Source organism: Escherichia sp. MR (assembly GCF_005280595.1).
GTDB classification, from domain to species: Bacteria; Pseudomonadota; Gammaproteobacteria; order Enterobacterales; family Enterobacteriaceae; genus Escherichia; species Escherichia ruysiae.
Window position 1 is genome coordinate 1 of sequence record NZ_SZVK01000031.1, and the last position, 15,119, is coordinate 15,119.

At 53.0% G+C, this 15,119-nt stretch carries 15 protein-coding genes and 1 pseudogene; 8 read left to right on the forward strand and 8 right to left on the reverse strand.

The window, feature by feature from the left end; translation table 11 throughout:
• The 5 genes from FC814_RS14060 to hemC all read right to left on the reverse strand — a co-directional run.
• A partial coding sequence (locus FC814_RS14060; protein ID WP_096257578.1) for an IS1 family transposase occupies positions 1–67 on the reverse strand: 67 nt, incomplete at its 3' end.
• Positions 68–541: 474 nt separating this feature from the next.
• A complete protein-coding gene (gene hemY / locus FC814_RS14065; RefSeq protein WP_000921807.1) occupies positions 542–1,738 on the reverse strand; it encodes a protoheme IX biogenesis protein HemY in 1,197 nt (398 codons plus the stop codon).
• 2 nt (positions 1,739–1,740) lie between these two features.
• Complete coding sequence (hemX, locus tag FC814_RS14070) at positions 1,741–2,916, reverse strand: uroporphyrinogen-III C-methyltransferase (RefSeq protein ID WP_000139132.1); 1,176 nt, start codon at positions 2,914–2,916, stop codon at positions 1,741–1,743.
• Positions 2,917–2,937: 21 nt separating this feature from the next.
• Entirely contained in the window at positions 2,938–3,678 is a 741-nt protein-coding gene (hemD, locus tag FC814_RS14075; RefSeq protein ID WP_000026036.1) for a uroporphyrinogen-III synthase, read from the reverse strand.
• The gene (hemC, locus tag FC814_RS14080; RefSeq protein WP_137326072.1) at positions 3,675–4,616 is read right to left on the reverse strand and encodes a hydroxymethylbilane synthase; all 942 of its coding nucleotides are present in this window, start codon (positions 4,614–4,616) and stop codon (positions 3,675–3,677) included. Before hemC ends, hemD begins: the two co-directional genes overlap by 4 nt.
• A gap of 385 nt (positions 4,617–5,001) precedes the next feature.
• Here hemC and cyaA point away from each other — a divergent pair, with 385 nt between their 5' ends.
• Positions 5,002–7,548, forward strand: a complete 2,547-nt coding sequence (gene cyaA, locus FC814_RS14085; RefSeq protein WP_137326073.1) for a class I adenylate cyclase — start codon at positions 5,002–5,004, stop codon at positions 7,546–7,548.
• A 39-nt stretch (positions 7,549–7,587) separates the two neighbouring features.
• On the opposite strand, the gene cyaY is transcribed toward cyaA, so the two are convergent.
• Together cyaY and FC814_RS14095 are read right to left on the reverse strand one after the other, a co-directional pair.
• The gene (gene cyaY, locus FC814_RS14090; protein WP_000999935.1) at positions 7,588–7,908 is read right to left on the reverse strand and encodes an iron donor protein CyaY; all 321 of its coding nucleotides are present in this window, start codon (positions 7,906–7,908) and stop codon (positions 7,588–7,590) included.
• Positions 7,909–7,955: 47 nt separating this feature from the next.
• A pseudogene (locus tag FC814_RS14095) lies at positions 7,956–8,132 on the reverse strand (DKNYY family protein); the annotation flags it as partial.
• 197 nt (positions 8,133–8,329) lie between these two features.
• Here FC814_RS14095 and FC814_RS14100 point away from each other — a divergent pair.
• The 6 genes from FC814_RS14100 to uvrD all read left to right on the forward strand — a co-directional run bounded on the left by FC814_RS14100 (position 8,330) and on the right by uvrD (position 13,953).
• Complete coding sequence (locus tag FC814_RS14100; protein WP_000799886.1) at positions 8,330–8,533, forward strand: lipoprotein; 204 nt, start codon at positions 8,330–8,332, stop codon at positions 8,531–8,533.
• Between the two features lie 36 nt (positions 8,534–8,569).
• Positions 8,570–9,394: a diaminopimelate epimerase gene (gene dapF / locus FC814_RS14105; RefSeq protein WP_001160645.1), complete on the forward strand. Its 825-nt coding sequence runs from the start codon at positions 8,570–8,572 to the stop codon at positions 9,392–9,394.
• Positions 9,391–10,098: a DUF484 domain-containing protein gene (locus FC814_RS14110; protein ID WP_000812782.1), complete on the forward strand. Its 708-nt coding sequence runs from the start codon at positions 9,391–9,393 to the stop codon at positions 10,096–10,098. The genes dapF and FC814_RS14110 overlap by 4 nt, the downstream gene beginning before the upstream one ends.
• A complete protein-coding gene (gene xerC / locus FC814_RS14115; RefSeq protein WP_105290666.1) occupies positions 10,095–10,991 on the forward strand; it encodes a tyrosine recombinase XerC in 897 nt (298 codons plus the stop codon). The genes FC814_RS14110 and xerC overlap by 4 nt, the downstream gene beginning before the upstream one ends.
• Positions 10,991–11,707, forward strand: coding sequence for a 5-amino-6-(5-phospho-D-ribitylamino)uracil phosphatase YigB (gene yigB, locus FC814_RS14120; protein WP_001213580.1), 717 nt, complete (start codon positions 10,991–10,993; stop codon positions 11,705–11,707). Before xerC ends, yigB begins: the two co-directional genes overlap by 1 nt.
• An 83-nt stretch (positions 11,708–11,790) precedes the next feature.
• On the forward strand, positions 11,791–13,953 hold the full coding sequence (gene uvrD, locus FC814_RS14125; RefSeq protein ID WP_137326074.1) for a DNA helicase II: 2,163 nt from the start codon (positions 11,791–11,793) through the stop codon (positions 13,951–13,953).
• 136 nt (positions 13,954–14,089) lie between these two features.
• On the opposite strand, the gene FC814_RS14130 is transcribed toward uvrD, so the two are convergent.
• Positions 14,090–14,854, reverse strand: coding sequence for a phosphodiester glycosidase family protein (locus FC814_RS14130; RefSeq protein WP_000951199.1), 765 nt, complete (start codon positions 14,852–14,854; stop codon positions 14,090–14,092).
• Positions 14,855–15,015: 161 nt separating this feature from the next.
• Here FC814_RS14130 and ysgD point away from each other — a divergent pair, with 161 nt between their 5' ends.
• Entirely contained in the window at positions 15,016–15,072 is a 57-nt protein-coding gene (ysgD, locus tag FC814_RS23195; RefSeq protein WP_211180520.1) for a protein YsgD, read from the forward strand.
• Positions 15,073–15,119: the final 47 nt, after the last annotated feature.

Genomic DNA, 15,119 nt, shown 5'->3' on the forward strand with positions numbered 1-15,119 from the left:
TTTTGCCGTTACGCACCACCCCGTCAGTAGCTGAACAGGAGGGACAGCTGATAGAAACAGAAGCCACTGGAGCACCTTAAAAACACCATCATACACTAAATCAGTAAGTTGGCAGCATCACCATTTAACGACTTTAATTATTCATGAAATATATAATCGCGGCTGCCAGATTTGAGATAACATTCACCAATGTAATTATTGCAAGTGCATGAAAACAGGGTACAGAATTGTCTCATAACAAGTATTAAAGGATGTTATTTCCAGGGTCAGTGTGGCATAATAATTGGGTAGATGCTCATTCCATCTCTTATGTTCGCCTTAGTGCCTCATAAACTTAGGAATGACGCAGAGCCGTTTACGGTGCTTATCGTCCACTGACAGATGTCGCTTTTGCCTCATCAGACACCATGGACACAACGTTGAGTGAAGCACCCACTTGTTGTCATACAGACCTGTTTTAACGCCTGCTCCGTAATAAGAGCAGGCGTTTTTTTATGTATCAGAAAGCCTCCGGAGGTGCTTGCCTCCGGGTGAGAGAGAACTATTGCGGCGGGTTGTTCTGTAAGGTCAGCATTAAACCGTCGCGGCGCATCGCTGCGGCTTCTTCCGGCTTGTGCAGTCTGTCCAGCACGTCGGCAAGCCATGCATAATCATAGGCGTCCGGGCGTTGTTTCAGCGCCGCACGGAAGGCGAGGGATGCTTCCTGCCATTCGCCATGTTTCATCAGCGACTGACCCAATGTGCTCCATAACAGCGGGCGATCGCCCACGTTTTTGATCTGTTGGCGCAGCACTTTTTCCAGTTGTTCTGGATTGTTGGTTTTCAGGCGTGGGATCGGCAGCAGCAAACGATCGTCATACTGGTGTTTCAGGCCGTCGATGATAATTTGCTGGGCGGTGTCATGGTCATCACACTCAATAAGATGTTCCGCCATTGCCACCTGCAACGCCACCTGATGACGCGTTTTCCGGCTTTGATTTTTCCACCAGTTACGCAAGCCTTCACTACCGTCATCAGCCCGCGCCTGATCCATCAGACCAATCCATGCCTGTTGTTCCAGTGCGGCGCGGTGTTCTTCATCGCTAACGTGGGCTTTCGCCATTGATGGGATGATGTCCAGTAGCGAACTCCATGCGCCCGTGCGGATATAAGCCTGTTCAGCCAGACGTAATACTTCTGGATGGCGTGGCGTTACTTCCAACAACTTATCCACGCCGTGGCGTGCTGCATGGTTTTCATTACGCGCCAGTTGCAGGCGAACGCGGGCGATTTCTACCGGAATGGTATCATTGCCCGCCAGTTCCGCCGCGCGTTCCAGATGCTGATTGGCGCGCGATTCATCACCACGCTGTTGCGCGGCTTCGGCAGCCAGCAAATAGTTCACTACGGGTTGCTCAGCATGATCGGCATTTTTCGCCATCAGCTTTTCGACTTGCTGATAATCACCTTCCGCCAGTTTCAGCAGCGCCTGTTCGGTCTGTTTACGCGCGCGGCGACGTTTACGCCCGACAAACCAACCGCGAGTGTGCGCGCCTGTGCGGAAAATCCGTCGCAGTAACCATTCGATAGCAAACAGCACCACCATAGCCAGAATCAAAATGATTGCCAGTCCCGTGACGCTGGTTTCGATATTGTAGTTATCCGTCTGGATCAGTACGTAACCCTGATGTCCGGCAATCATTGGGCCAACGACGATGCCTGCAATCAGCAACACAAAGAGCAATAACACTTTTAGCATGGTTATTCTCCTTGCGGCGCGGCTGCCGGTGTATCAGCTTGCGGTGCAGGTGCAGCCTCCGCTACTGGTGTTACTGGTTGCGCCAGCAGATTGCGCACGCGAGTCTGCATCAGTTTTTCCAGCATTGCCTGGCTTTGCAGGGTTTCCGGGAGATCCATCGAGATATTTTGCTGACTTAACTGATCCACCTCGTCGAGGAACGCTTTGGTGGTGGCATCGTCAGTATCGTAGTAAGCACGTACCCAGGTGGAGACGTTCTCCAGCGCCTGGCGGTAAGTCTCTTGCTGATGACGTGGTACAGCTTGTGCCGCGACCAGCAGGCGAGAGCGAATATTTTCGCGCAGATAGATATCCTGATTCGGTGCTAACAGCGGTACGGCGGTGTCATCACGACGGCGAATCGTAATGAAGTTGTCCATAAAGTTCTGCCAGCTTTTTTGCAGATTGATGCGCCATTCGCTGATGGAGCTGGAAAGCTCTTCACCATCGGAATCCATCGGCGAACCGTCGCTATCATTATCGGCCAGACGCAGGTTATCAACCTGATTAGAAAGCTGATTCAGCTTGAGGATGATGCCGTCATAATCTACCTGCGAGACCGCAGAAAGGCTGGCGATATCATCGGTAATTGCCCGGCGAACGGTAATAAGACTTGGGTCATTCATATCCGCCAGGCTGGCGTCTGCGCTTTTCAGCAATGCCGCAGCGGTAGTGACGTCCTGATCGCTCCACAACTTACGTCCGGCGAGCTTCACAAGGAAATCAGCCTGCGCCAGCAGCCAGGTCTTGGCATCACTACCTGAGATAGTGGCGACCTTTTGTTGAACTTCATCCAGCTGTTTGGCCAGCGTTTCCTGCTGACGATTTGCCTGCTCTAGCTGTGTAGCCTGTTGCTTGATGATGCTTTCCAGCTCGGCTTTTTGGCTCTCCTGGGCTTTTTGCAGAGCCGCGAGTTGGTTAGCCAGAACATCACTGGTGGTCGTCTGATTGACGGCCTGTTGTTTACCCCAGCCATACAAACCGACACCTGCAGCCAGAGCAATAGCGATAGCCACCGCACTTAAAATCAGAGCAGTACTGTTATTACTCTTTTTTTCTACTGTGACAGATTGTGGCGTGGTGTCCACGACCTCCCTGGTCTCTTCAACCACGGCGGAGGTTTTTTCTTGTTCCGTCATTATGGCTTCCTGTTATGAGAGTTATTGTAATGCCCGTAAAAGCGCATCGTTGTCTGCGTTATCGGCGACCTTAATATCTTGCCAGCCCAGTTCCCGGGCGAGTTTCGCCAGACGCTCGCTGACGACCAGTAGTCGACAGCGTAGTAACCAGTGCTCACGATACCATCGTGGAATCAGCGACCAGAGCTGTTGCAGCATTTCACCGCTGGTAACAACGATCGTTGTCACTTCGCGAGTTTGCCAGCGCATCGCTTCTTCTGCACCATCGTAATGAATGGCGCATCGTTGATAACATTCGCAAAAAATGACTTCAGCACCGCGTGCCGTCAGGGTGTCCCCGATCAGCTCACGACCGCCGTTGCCACGTAAAATTAGCGCACGTTTGCCTGCAATATTTTGTAATTCAGGTAATTGTAGCAAGACTTCGCTGATTTCCCGATCCTGCGGATAACGAACTTCGTGTCCGCTCACGGTATGCAGCGCCAGTGCGGTAGTGCGACCAATGGCGAAATAAGCGGGTAGGGCGGGCCACTGGAGACCTTGCTGATGCAGTTGCGACTGTGCAAAAGCAACGGCATGTTGCGAAAGGGCAAATAGTAGATCTCCTTCGCTCAGTGCCGCCAGCTGGTCGGCAAGTTGTGGCAGTTGCCGACCCGGAGAAAACTCAATCAGCGGAAAATGCCAGGCCACCTGTCCCAGTGCGCGCAGACGGCTCACTAACTCTTCTCCTGCGGGAGATGGGCGGGTGACCAGGATACTCATGCTGGCGCATCTCCGCTGTAAACTTCGGCGAGGATCTCGCGCGCGCCGTTATTCAGTAGCTCTTCCGCCAGCGAAATGCCCATTTGCTCGGCAGCCTGCGGCGAGCCACGGCGCTCACCGCGAATAATCTGCGAACCGTCCGGTGCGCCAACCAGCGCACGCAGCCAGATTTCGCCATTGATAAGTTCGGCATAGCTACCAATCGGCACCTGACAACCGCCTTCGAGGCGGGTATTCATGGCACGTTCGGCGGTGACGCGCAGCGCCGTTTCGTGGTGATTCAGCGCGGTGAGTACCTCGCGGGTGCGCGAATCATCCAGGCGGCATTCAATGCCTACTGCACCTTGTCCTACTGCTGGAAGAGAAACTTCAGGCGGCAGCGCAGCACGAATGCGAGACTCCAGCCCTAAACGTTTTAAGCCAGCCACAGCAAGAATAATGGCATCGTATTCGCCATTATCCAGTTTACTCAGACGAGTACCGACATTGCCGCGCAGAGAACGGATAATGAGATCCGGACGGCGTTCAGCCAGTTGGCACTGGCGGCGTAAGCTGGAAGTACCGACGATGCTGCCTGCGGGTAACGCATCCAGACTTTCATAGTTATCGGAAACAAAGGCATCGCGAGGATCTTCGCGCTCGCAAATGGTGACCAGCCCCAGACCTTGCGGAAATTCAACCGGCACATCTTTCATTGAATGCACGGCGATATCGGCACGGTTTTCCAGGAGCGCGACCTCCAGCTCTTTCACAAATAAGCCTTTTCCGCCAACCTTCGCCAGCGGCGTATCAAGAATCACATCGCCGCGCGTCACCATCGGCACCAGTTCAACCACCAGCCCTGGATGGCTCGCCATCAACTTGTCTTTGACATAATGTGCCTGCCAGAGTGCAAGTGGGCTTTGGCGTGTGGCAATTCTTAAAACATTGTCTAACATGCTTGTTACCGTCATTATCATCCATGGTCCATCCTAACATCCTTGCCGGAGCGATGTCAGTGTTGTGGTGAAACGTCGATGCCTGTGTAAAACGTAAAATGTAGCCAGGCGGTGGTTCCTGACAGGCGCTTCAAGCCGTCGTAATAAGGAATTTACAGAGAATAAACGGTGCTACACTTGTATGTAGCGCATCTTTCTTTACGGTCAACCGGCAAGGTGTTAAATTGATCACGTTTTAGACCATTTTTTCGTCGTGAAACTAAAAAAACCAGGCGCGGAAAGTGGTACGGTTACCTTTGACATACGAAATATCCCGAATGCCGCGTGTTTCCGTTGATGTTGGCGGAATCACAGACATGACGGGTAGCAAATCAGGCGATACGTCTTGTACCTCTATATTGAGACTCTGAAACAGAGACTGGATGCCATAAATCAATTGCGCGTGGATCGCGCGCTTGCTGCTATGGGGCCTGCATTCCAACAGGTCTACAGTCTGCTGCCGACATTGTTGCACTATCACCATCCGCTAATGCCGGGTTACCTTGATGGTAATGTTCCCAGGGGCATTTGCCTTTACACGCCTGATGAAACCCAACGCCACTACCTGAACGAACTGGAACTGTATCGTGGAATGTCAGTACAGGACCCGCCAAAAGGCGAGCTTCCGATTACTGGCGTATACACCATGGGCAGCACCTCGTCTATAGGGCAAAGCTGTTCCTCCGATCTGGATATCTGGGTCTGCCATCAATCCTGGCTCGATAGCGAAGAGCGCCAGTTACTACAACGTAAATGCAGTCTGCTGGAAAGCTGGGCCGCCTCGCTGGGCGCGGAAGTCAGCTTCTTCCTGATTGATGAAAACCGTTTCCGCCATAATGAAAGTGGCAGTCTGGGGGGGGAAGATTGTGGCTCTACCCAGCATATACTGCTGCTTGACGAATTTTATCGTACCGCCGTGCGTCTCGCCGGTAAGCGTATTCTGTGGAATATGGTGCCGTGCGACGAAGAGGAGCATTACGATGACTACGTAATGACGCTCTACGCGCAGGGTGTATTAACGCCAAATGAATGGCTGGATCTCGGTGGCTTAAGCTCGCTTTCCGCTGAAGAGTACTTTGGTGCCAGCCTTTGGCAACTCTACAAAAGTATCGATTCTCCGTACAAAGCGGTGCTGAAAACACTGTTGCTGGAAGCTTATTCCTGGGAATATCCAGACCCACGCCTGCTGGCGAAAGATATCAAACAGCGTTTGCACGACGGCGAGATAGTGTCATTTGGTCTCGATCCGTACTGCATGATGCTGGAACGCGTTACTGAATATTTGACGGCAATTGAAGATTTCACCCGTCTGGATTTAGTGCGCCGCTGCTTCTATTTAAAAGTGTGCGAAAAACTCAGCCGCGAGCGCGCTTGCGTAGGCTGGCGTCGGGAAGTCTTAAGCCAACTGGTAAAAGAGTGGGGATGGGACGAAGCCCGTCTGGCGATGCTCGATAATCGCGCCAACTGGAAGATTGATCAGGTGCGTGAAGCGCACAACGAGTTGCTTGATGCAATGATGCAGAGCTACCGTAATCTGATCCGCTTTGCCCGTCGCAATAATCTTAGCGTTTCCGCCAGCCCGCAGGATATCGGCGTGCTGACGCGTAAACTGTACGCTGCGTTTGAAGCATTACCGGGGAAAGTGACGCTGGTAAACCCGCAGATTTCACCGGATCTTTCCGAGCCAAACCTGACCTTTATTTATGTACCGCCGGGCCGCGCTAATCGTTCTGGCTGGTATCTGTATAATCGTGCGCCGACAATCGAGTCGATCATCAGCCATCAGCCGCTGGAATATAACCGCTATCTGAATAAGCTGGTGGCCTGGGCGTGGTTTAATGGCTTGCTGACATCACGAACGCATTTGTTTATTAAAGGCAACGGCATTGTCGATCTGCCTAAGTTGCAAGAGATGGTGGCTGATGTGTCGCACCATTTCCCGTTGCGCTTACCTGCGCCGACGCCGAAGGCGCTCTACAGTCCTTGTGAGATCCGCCATCTGGCGATTATCGTCAACCTGGAATATGACCCGACGACAGCGTTTCGTAATCAGGTAGTACATTTCGATTTCCGTAAGCTGGATGTCTTCAGCTTTGGCGAAGAACAAAAATGCCTGGTGGGTAGTGTTGATCTGTTGTATCGCAACTCGTGGAATGAAGTGCGTACGCTACATTTCAACGGCGAGCAGTCGATGATTGAAGCCCTGAAAACGATTCTTGGCAAAATGCATCAGGACGCCGCGCCGCCTGATAGCGTAGAAGTCTTCTGCTACAGTCAGCATCTGCGCGGATTAATCCGTACTCGCGTGCAACAACTGGTTTCTGAGTGTATCGAACTGCGTCTTTCCAGCACTCGCCAGGAAACCGGGCGCTTCAAGGCGCTGCGCGTTTCTGGTCAAACCTGGGGCTTGTTCTTCGAACGCCTGAATGTGTCTGTGCAGAAACTGGAAAATGCTATCGAGTTTTATGGCGCGATCTCGCATAACAAACTGCATGGTTTGTCAGTGCAGGTTGAGACCAATCACGTCAAATTACCGGCAGTAGTGGATGGCTTTGCCAGCGAAGGGATCATCCAGTTCTTCTTCGAAGAAACGCACGATGAGAACGGTTTTAATATCTACATTCTCGATGAAAGCAATCGAGTTGAGGTGTATCACCACTGCGAAGGTAGCAAAGAGGAGCTGGTGCGTGACGTCAGCCGTTTCTACTCGTCATCGCACGACCGTTTCACTTACGGCTCCAGTTTCATCAACTTCAACCTGCCGCAGTTCTATCAGATTGTGAAGGTCGATGGTCGCGAACAGGTCATTCCGTTCCGTACCAAATCTATCGGCAACATGCCGCCAGCCAATCAGGATAATGACACGCCGCTGTTACAGCAGTATTTTTCGTGATGAGTATGCCGGAAAGCGAGGCTTATCCGGCATGAAACCTTAACGGAAGCTCACCCTCTCTCCCGCCTGCTGCGTCGCCGCCTGTTCCAGCAAATCCCAGAAGGTTTCGCCACTGCGATCGCAAATCCATTCGTCGCCTTTCAGATCAAAGTGGTAGCCGCCCTGTTTGGTTGCCAGCCATACCTGGTGCAGCGGTTCCTGGCGGTTGATAATGATTTTGCTGCCGTTTTCAAAGGTAATGGTCAGTACGCCGCCGTTGATTTCGCAGTCGATATCGCTGTCGCCATCCCAGTCGTCCAGGTGTTCTTCAATGGTTAGCCACAGTTGGTCAGCCAGGCGATGAAATTCACTGTCGTTCATTGTTGTATCCTGTTTTTACGTGATGGCGGCAGTATAGCGGCCTGGCGTCAGGGCATCAAAGTTTGCCCGTCTGCTGCTGCGTTCCGGCATGATTCCTCCGTCATCGGAATAATAATGTCTCTGTTTTGAATTTCACGCGCATCTTCCTCTCTGACGTGTGTTTTCGCCGGGCAGGGGGAGGGTGTAACCCTTACCTCTGTATCGGTCCAGGTATAAACATTGCGATAGTGCATAAAGCCATCCTGGCGCGAGGTGCCGATCACGAAACTACCAGCAAAACATAAATCCTCTCTTGTAAGCGTTATACTCGCAGCAATTCCTCACTTTTCAGACTTCATAAAGAGTCGCTAAACGCTTGCTTTTACGTCTTCTCCTGCGATGATAGAAAGCAGAAAGCGATGAACTTTACAGGCAATCCATAATGAAAAACGTGTTTAAAGCACTCACTGTATTACTTACTCTTTTCAGCCTGACGGGCTGCGGTTTGAAAGGTCCGCTCTATTTCCCGCCCGCAGATAAAAATGCGCCACCGCCGACTAAACCGGTAGATACGCAAACACAATCCACGTTGCCGGATAAAAACGACCGCGCCACTGGCGATGGCCCATCTCAGGTGAATTACTAAAAGTCAGTTTCTGTACCCGCGTGATTGGAGTAAATGATGCAGTTCTCGAAAATGCATGGCCTTGGCAACGATTTTATGGTCGTCGACGCGGTAACGCAGAATGTCTTTTTTTCACCGGATCTGATTCGTCGCCTGGCGGATCGGCACCTGGGTGTGGGTTTTGATCAGCTACTGGTGGTCGAGCCGCCGTACGATCCAGAACTGGATTTCCACTATCGCATTTTCAATGCTGACGGTAGTGAAGTGGCGCAGTGTGGCAACGGTGCACGCTGCTTTGCCCGCTTTGTACGCCTGAAAGGGCTGACCAATAAGCGCGATATTCGCGTCAGCACTGCCAATGGTCGGATGGTACTGACCGTCACTGATGACGATCTGGTACGGGTAAATATGGGGGAACCAAATTTCGAACCTTCCGCCGTGCCATTTCGCGCCAACAAAGCGGAAAAGACCTATATCATGCGCGCCGCCGAGCAGACAATCTTGTGCGGCGTGGTGTCGATGGGAAATCCGCACTGCGTGATTCAGGTCGATGATGTCGATACTGCGGCGGTAGAAACACTGGGGCCTGTTCTGGAAAGCCACGAACGTTTCCCGGAACGTGCCAACATCGGTTTTATGCAAGTGGTTAAGCGCGAGCATATTCGTTTACGTGTCTATGAACGTGGTGCAGGAGAAACCCAGGCCTGCGGCAGCGGCGCGTGTGCGGCGGTAGCGGTAGGGATTCAGCAAGGTTTGCTGGCCGAAGAAGTTCGTGTGGAACTCCCTGGCGGTCGCCTTGATATTGCCTGGAAAGGTCCGGGTCATCCGTTATATATGACGGGTCCGGCAGTACATGTTTACGACGGATTTATTCATCTATGAAGCAACCAGGGGAAGAACTACAGGAAACACTCACGGAGCTTGATGACCGGGCGGTTGTCGATTATCTGATTAAAAATCCTGAGTTTTTTATCCGCAATGCGCACGCAGTAGAGTCAATTCGTGTGCCGCATCCGGTACGTGGCACCGTTTCACTCGTCGAATGGCATATGGCTCGCGCGCGTAACCATATTCATGTTCTGGAAGAGAACATGGCGCTGTTGATGGAACAGGCTATCGCTAACGAAGGCCTGTTTTATCGCTTACTTTATTTGCAGCGCACTCTTACTGCCGCCAGCAGCCTCGACGATATGCTAATGCGCTTTCACCGCTGGGCTCGCGATCTCGGCCTGGCTGGCGCGAGTGTGCGCCTGTTTCCGGATCGCTGGCGTTTAGGTGCGCCGTCGAACCATACCCATCTGGCATTAAGCCGTCAGGCTTTCGAACCGCTGCGTATTCAGCGTCTGGGGCAGGAACAGCATTATCTGGGGCCGCTTAACGGGCCGGAACTGCTGGTGGTGCTGCCGGAAGCGAAAGCGGTGGGGTCGGTGGCGATGTCGATGCTGGGAAGTGATGCTGATCTTGGTGTGGTGCTGTTCACCAGTCGCGATGCCAACCATTATCAACAAGGGCAGGGAACGCAGTTACTCCATGAAATTGCGCTGATGATGCCGGAGCTTCTGGAGCGTTGGATTGAACGCGTATGACCGATTTACATACCGATGTGGAACGCTACCTACGTTATCTCGGCGTAGAGCGTCAGCTTAGCCCAATTACCCTGGTTAACTACCAGCGCCAGCTTGAGGCGATCATCAATTTTGCCAGCGAAAACGGCCTACAAAGCTGGCAGCAATGTGATGTGACGATGGTGCGCAATTTTGCTGTACGCAGTCGCCGTAAGGGGCTGGGCGCGGCAAGCCTCGCATTACGGCTTTCCGCGCTACGTAGCTTTTTTGACTGGCTGGTCAGCCAGAACGAACTCAAAGCTAACCCGGCGAAAGGTGTTTCGGCACCGAAAGCGCCGCGTCATCTGCCGAAAAATATCGATGTCGATGATATGAATCGGCTGCTGGATATTGATATTAACGATCCCCTCGCTGTACGCGACCGGGCGATGCTGGAAGTGATGTACGGCGCGGGTCTGCGTCTGTCCGAACTGGTGGGGCTGGATATCAAACACCTCGACCTGGAGTCCGGCGAAGTGTGGGTGATGGGGAAAGGCAGCAAAGAGCGCCGCCTGCCGATTGGTCGCAACGCCGTAGCGTGGATTGAGCACTGGCTTGATTTGCGTGACCTGTTTGGTAGCGAAGACGACGCGCTTTTCCTGTCGAAACTGGGCAAGCGTATCTCCGCGCGTAATGTGCAGAAACGCTTTGCCGAATGGGGCATAAAACAGGGGCTGAATAATCACGTTCACCCGCATAAATTACGTCACTCATTCGCCACGCATATGCTGGAGTCGAGTGGTGATCTGCGTGGTGTGCAAGAGCTGTTGGGTCATGCCAATCTCTCAACCACACAAATCTATACTCATCTTGATTTTCAACACCTTGCCTCGGTGTATGATGCGGCGCATCCACGCGCCAAACGGGGGAAATAATGCGTTTTTACCGGCCTTTGGGGCGCATCTCGGCGCTCACCTTTGACCTGGATGATACCCTTTACGACAACCGTCCGGTGATTTTGCGCACCGAGCGGGAGGCGCTGACTTTTGTGCAAAATTATCATCCGGCGCTGCGCAGCTTCCAGAATGAAGATCTGCAACGTCTGCGCCAGGCGGTACGGGAAGCGGAACCCGAGATTTATCACGACGTGACGCGCTGGCGTTTTCGCTCGATTGAACAAGCGATGCTTGACGCCGGGCTGAGCGCGGAAGAAGCCAGCGCAGGCGCACACGCGGCGATGATCAACTTTGCCAAATGGCGCAGCCGAATCGATGTTCCGCAGCAAACCCACGACACCTTAAAACAGCTGGCGAAGAAATGGCCGCTGGTAGCGATCACCAACGGTAACGCGCAGCCGGAACTGTTTGGTCTGGGCGACTACTTTGAGTTTGTGCTGCGCGCTGGCCCGCACGGGCGCTCGAAACCGTTCAGCGATATGTACTTTCTGGCGGCAGAAAAACTCAATGTGCCGATCGGCGAGATCTTACATGTTGGGGACGATCTCACCACTGACGTGGGTGGGGCGATCCGCAGCGGAATGCAGGCCTGTTGGATCAGGCCGGAAAATGGCTGCCTGATGCAAACCTGGGACAGCCGTTTACTCCCGCATCTGGAAATTTCCCGGTTGGCATCTCTGACCTCGCTGATATAATCAGCAAATCTGTATATATACCCAGCTTTTTGGCGGAGGGCGTTGCGCTTCTCCGCCCAACCTATTTTTACGCGGCGGTGCCAATGGACGTTTCTTACCTGCTCGACAGCCTTAATGACAAACAGCGCGAAGCGGTGGCCGCGCCACGCAGCAACCTTCTGGTGCTGGCGGGCGCGGGCAGTGGTAAGACGCGCGTACTGGTGCATCGTATCGCCTGGCTGATGAGCGTGGAAAACTGCTCGCCGTACTCGATTATGGCGGTGACGTTTACCAACAAAGCGGCGGCGGAGATGCGTCATCGTATCGGGCAACTGATGGGCACCAGCCAGGGCGGCATGTGGGTCGGTACTTTCCACGGGCTGGCGCACCGCCTGCTACGTGCGCACCATATGGACGCCAATCTACCGCAGGATTTTCAGATCCTCGATAGCGAAGACCAATTGCGTCTGCTTAAGCGTTTGATCAAGGCGATGAACCTCGATGAGAAGCAGTGGCCGCCGCGTCAGGCAATGTGGTACATCAACAGCCAGAAAGATGAAGGGCTGCGCCCGCATCATATTCAAAGCTACGGTAATCCGGTGGAGCAGACCTGGCAGAAGGTTTATCAGGCGTATCAGGAAGCGTGCGACCGCGCGGGCCTGGTGGACTTTGCCGAACTATTGCTTCGCGCCCACGAACTGTGGCTTAACAAGCCACATATCCTTCAACACTACCGCGAACGTTTTACCAACATTCTGGTGGATGAATTCCAGGATACCAACAACATTCAGTACACGTGGATCCGTCTGCTGGCGGGCGATACCGGCAAAGTGATGATTGTTGGTGATGACGACCAGTCAATCTACGGCTGGCGTGGGGCGCAGGTAGAGAATATTCAGCGTTTCCTCAATGATTTCCCCGGTGCCGAAACTATTCGTCTGGAGCAGAACTACCGCTCAACCAGCAACATTCTGAGTGCCGCCAACGCCCTGATTGAAAACAACAACGGGCGTCTGGGTAAAAAACTGTGGACTGATGGCGCGGACGGTGAGCCGATTTCCCTCTATTGCGCCTTTAACGAACTCGACGAAGCGCGTTTTGTGGTTAACCGCATCAAAACCTGGCAGGACAACGGCGGGGCGCTCGCTGAGTGCGCCATTCTCTACCGTAGCAACGCCCAGTCGCGTGTACTGGAAGAAGCCTTATTGCAGGCCAGTATGCCGTATCGTATTTATGGCGGTATGCGCTTCTTCGAACGTCAGGAAATCAAAGATGCGCTCTCGTATCTGCGCCTGATCGCCAACCGCAACGATGACGCGGCGTTTGAGCGCGTGGTCAATACGCCAACACGGGGTATTGGTGACCGGACGCTGGACGTGGTACGTCAGACATCGCGCGATCGCCAGTTAACACTCTGGCAGGCATGTCGTGAACTGTTGCAGGAAAAAGCCCTCGCCGGACGTGCTGCCAGCGCCTTACAGCGGTTTATGGAACTGATCGACGCCTTAGCGCAAGAAACCGCCGATATGCCGCTGCATGTACAGACTGACCGGGTAATTAAAGACTCCGGCCTGCGCACCATGTACGAGCAGGAGAAAGGCGAAAAAGGCCAGACGCGTATCGAAAACTTAGAGGAACTGGTGACGGCAACGCGCCAGTTCAGCTACAACGAAGAAGACGAAGATTTAATGCCGCTGCAGGCATTCCTCTCCCATGCGGCGCTGGAAGCGGGCGAAGGGCAGGCGGATACCTGGCAGGATGCGGTGCAGTTGATGACGCTACACTCGGCGAAAGGTCTGGAGTTTCCGCAGGTGTTTATCGTTGGTATGGAAGAGGGCATGTTCCCAAGCCAGATGTCGCTGGATGAAGGCGGGCGTCTGGAGGAAGAACGCCGTCTGGCCTACGTTGGCGTAACCCGCGCGATGCAGAAACTGACGCTGACCTACGCGGAAACCCGCCGTCTGTATGGCAAAGAAGTTTACCATCGCCCGTCGCGATTTATTGGCGAGCTGCCGGAAGAGTGTGTGGAAGAGGTGCGCCTGCGCGCCACGGTAAGCCGCCCGGTTAGCCATCAGCGTATGGGTACGCCGATGGTCGAGAACGACAGCGGCTACAAACTCGGCCAGCGCGTGCGCCACGCTAAGTTTGGTGAAGGCACTATCGTCAATATGGAAGGCAGCGGCGAACATAGCCGTTTGCAGGTGGCATTCCAGGGCCAGGGAATTAAATGGCTGGTGGCAGCTTACGCCCGGCTGGAGACGGTGTAATTTACGATCACGTTGCCGGATGCGGTGCTGCGCACCTTATCCGGCCTACGAGAATTGCACCCGGTAGGCCGGATAAGGCGTTTACGCCGCATCCGGCATCAGCACCATATTAAGTATCTGACACAAAACTATCATTCTAACCTTTCCGCTCGACGGAAATCATGGTGACAAAAGGATAGCGTTGCCACGGGATTGCCCCGCCTTTCATATACATATGTGAAATCGTGCCATCAAGATAAAGCAGCTGCTCTACGTCCAGTTTCGCTTTGGCATAGCAGGCAAAATCATAAAAATTTGTCGCCTGCTGGCTAAGTAAAAACACGGCGTTCCCTTGTTTATTAATCCCTACTCCATTACGAATTTTGCGCGAGGCAACATTCGGGTGAATACGTGTATTTATGACCCCGTTTTCTAACAACATTGGCCCTGACTGCACCGCAAACTGAATTTCTTTACTTGCTTTAAATTCATCCAGAAGAACGATGCCGAATTTATCTCCCGCGACATAAAACACGCCGCCAGGACGGATAAAGAAGTTCCCTTCCCCTGAGGCGAGATTTAGCGCCACCTTCTGCTGACCGTTTTCGATGTACAAACCAAGCGGCGCATAGCTTTCATCATAGATGCCGCCGTTCATCACCATCTGAACCTGATCCTGACTATTAACATCAGCCAGCAGCGAATGTAACGTTCCCCACGCTTCGCCATTGGCTTTTTGCCAGTACATTTTCACCCGTTCGGTTTGAGGATTAACGGTATACGCCTGCACGGTCAGCGTCGGATCAGAGAGTACGCAGTCATCAGCGGCAACAGCAAATAAGGGGAGTAAGACGAGGGCGGGTAAAATCCGTTTGAGATTCAAGGTGATCATTCCTTTACCAATGAGTAGCCGATGCGCCATTATAGGTCCTGGATGTGTGATTTTTTTATCCTGTTAACGACCTTGACGAGTACCAAAAAGCGCGAAGTTCAACTATTGTTCTGTGGTGTTCCGTTGCGTGTTGACGGCAAAATTTTGCTGGCGTAACATGCGCGCACGATCACTCTAAGAGGACATTCGCCTTGGACACACCCAGTAGATACTGGCTCACTATCCTGTCATCCAGGATCAACTCCTAAGGCTATCCCTTTTTGCTGATAGCCTTAGCGGTTGTCAGCGACCTCAA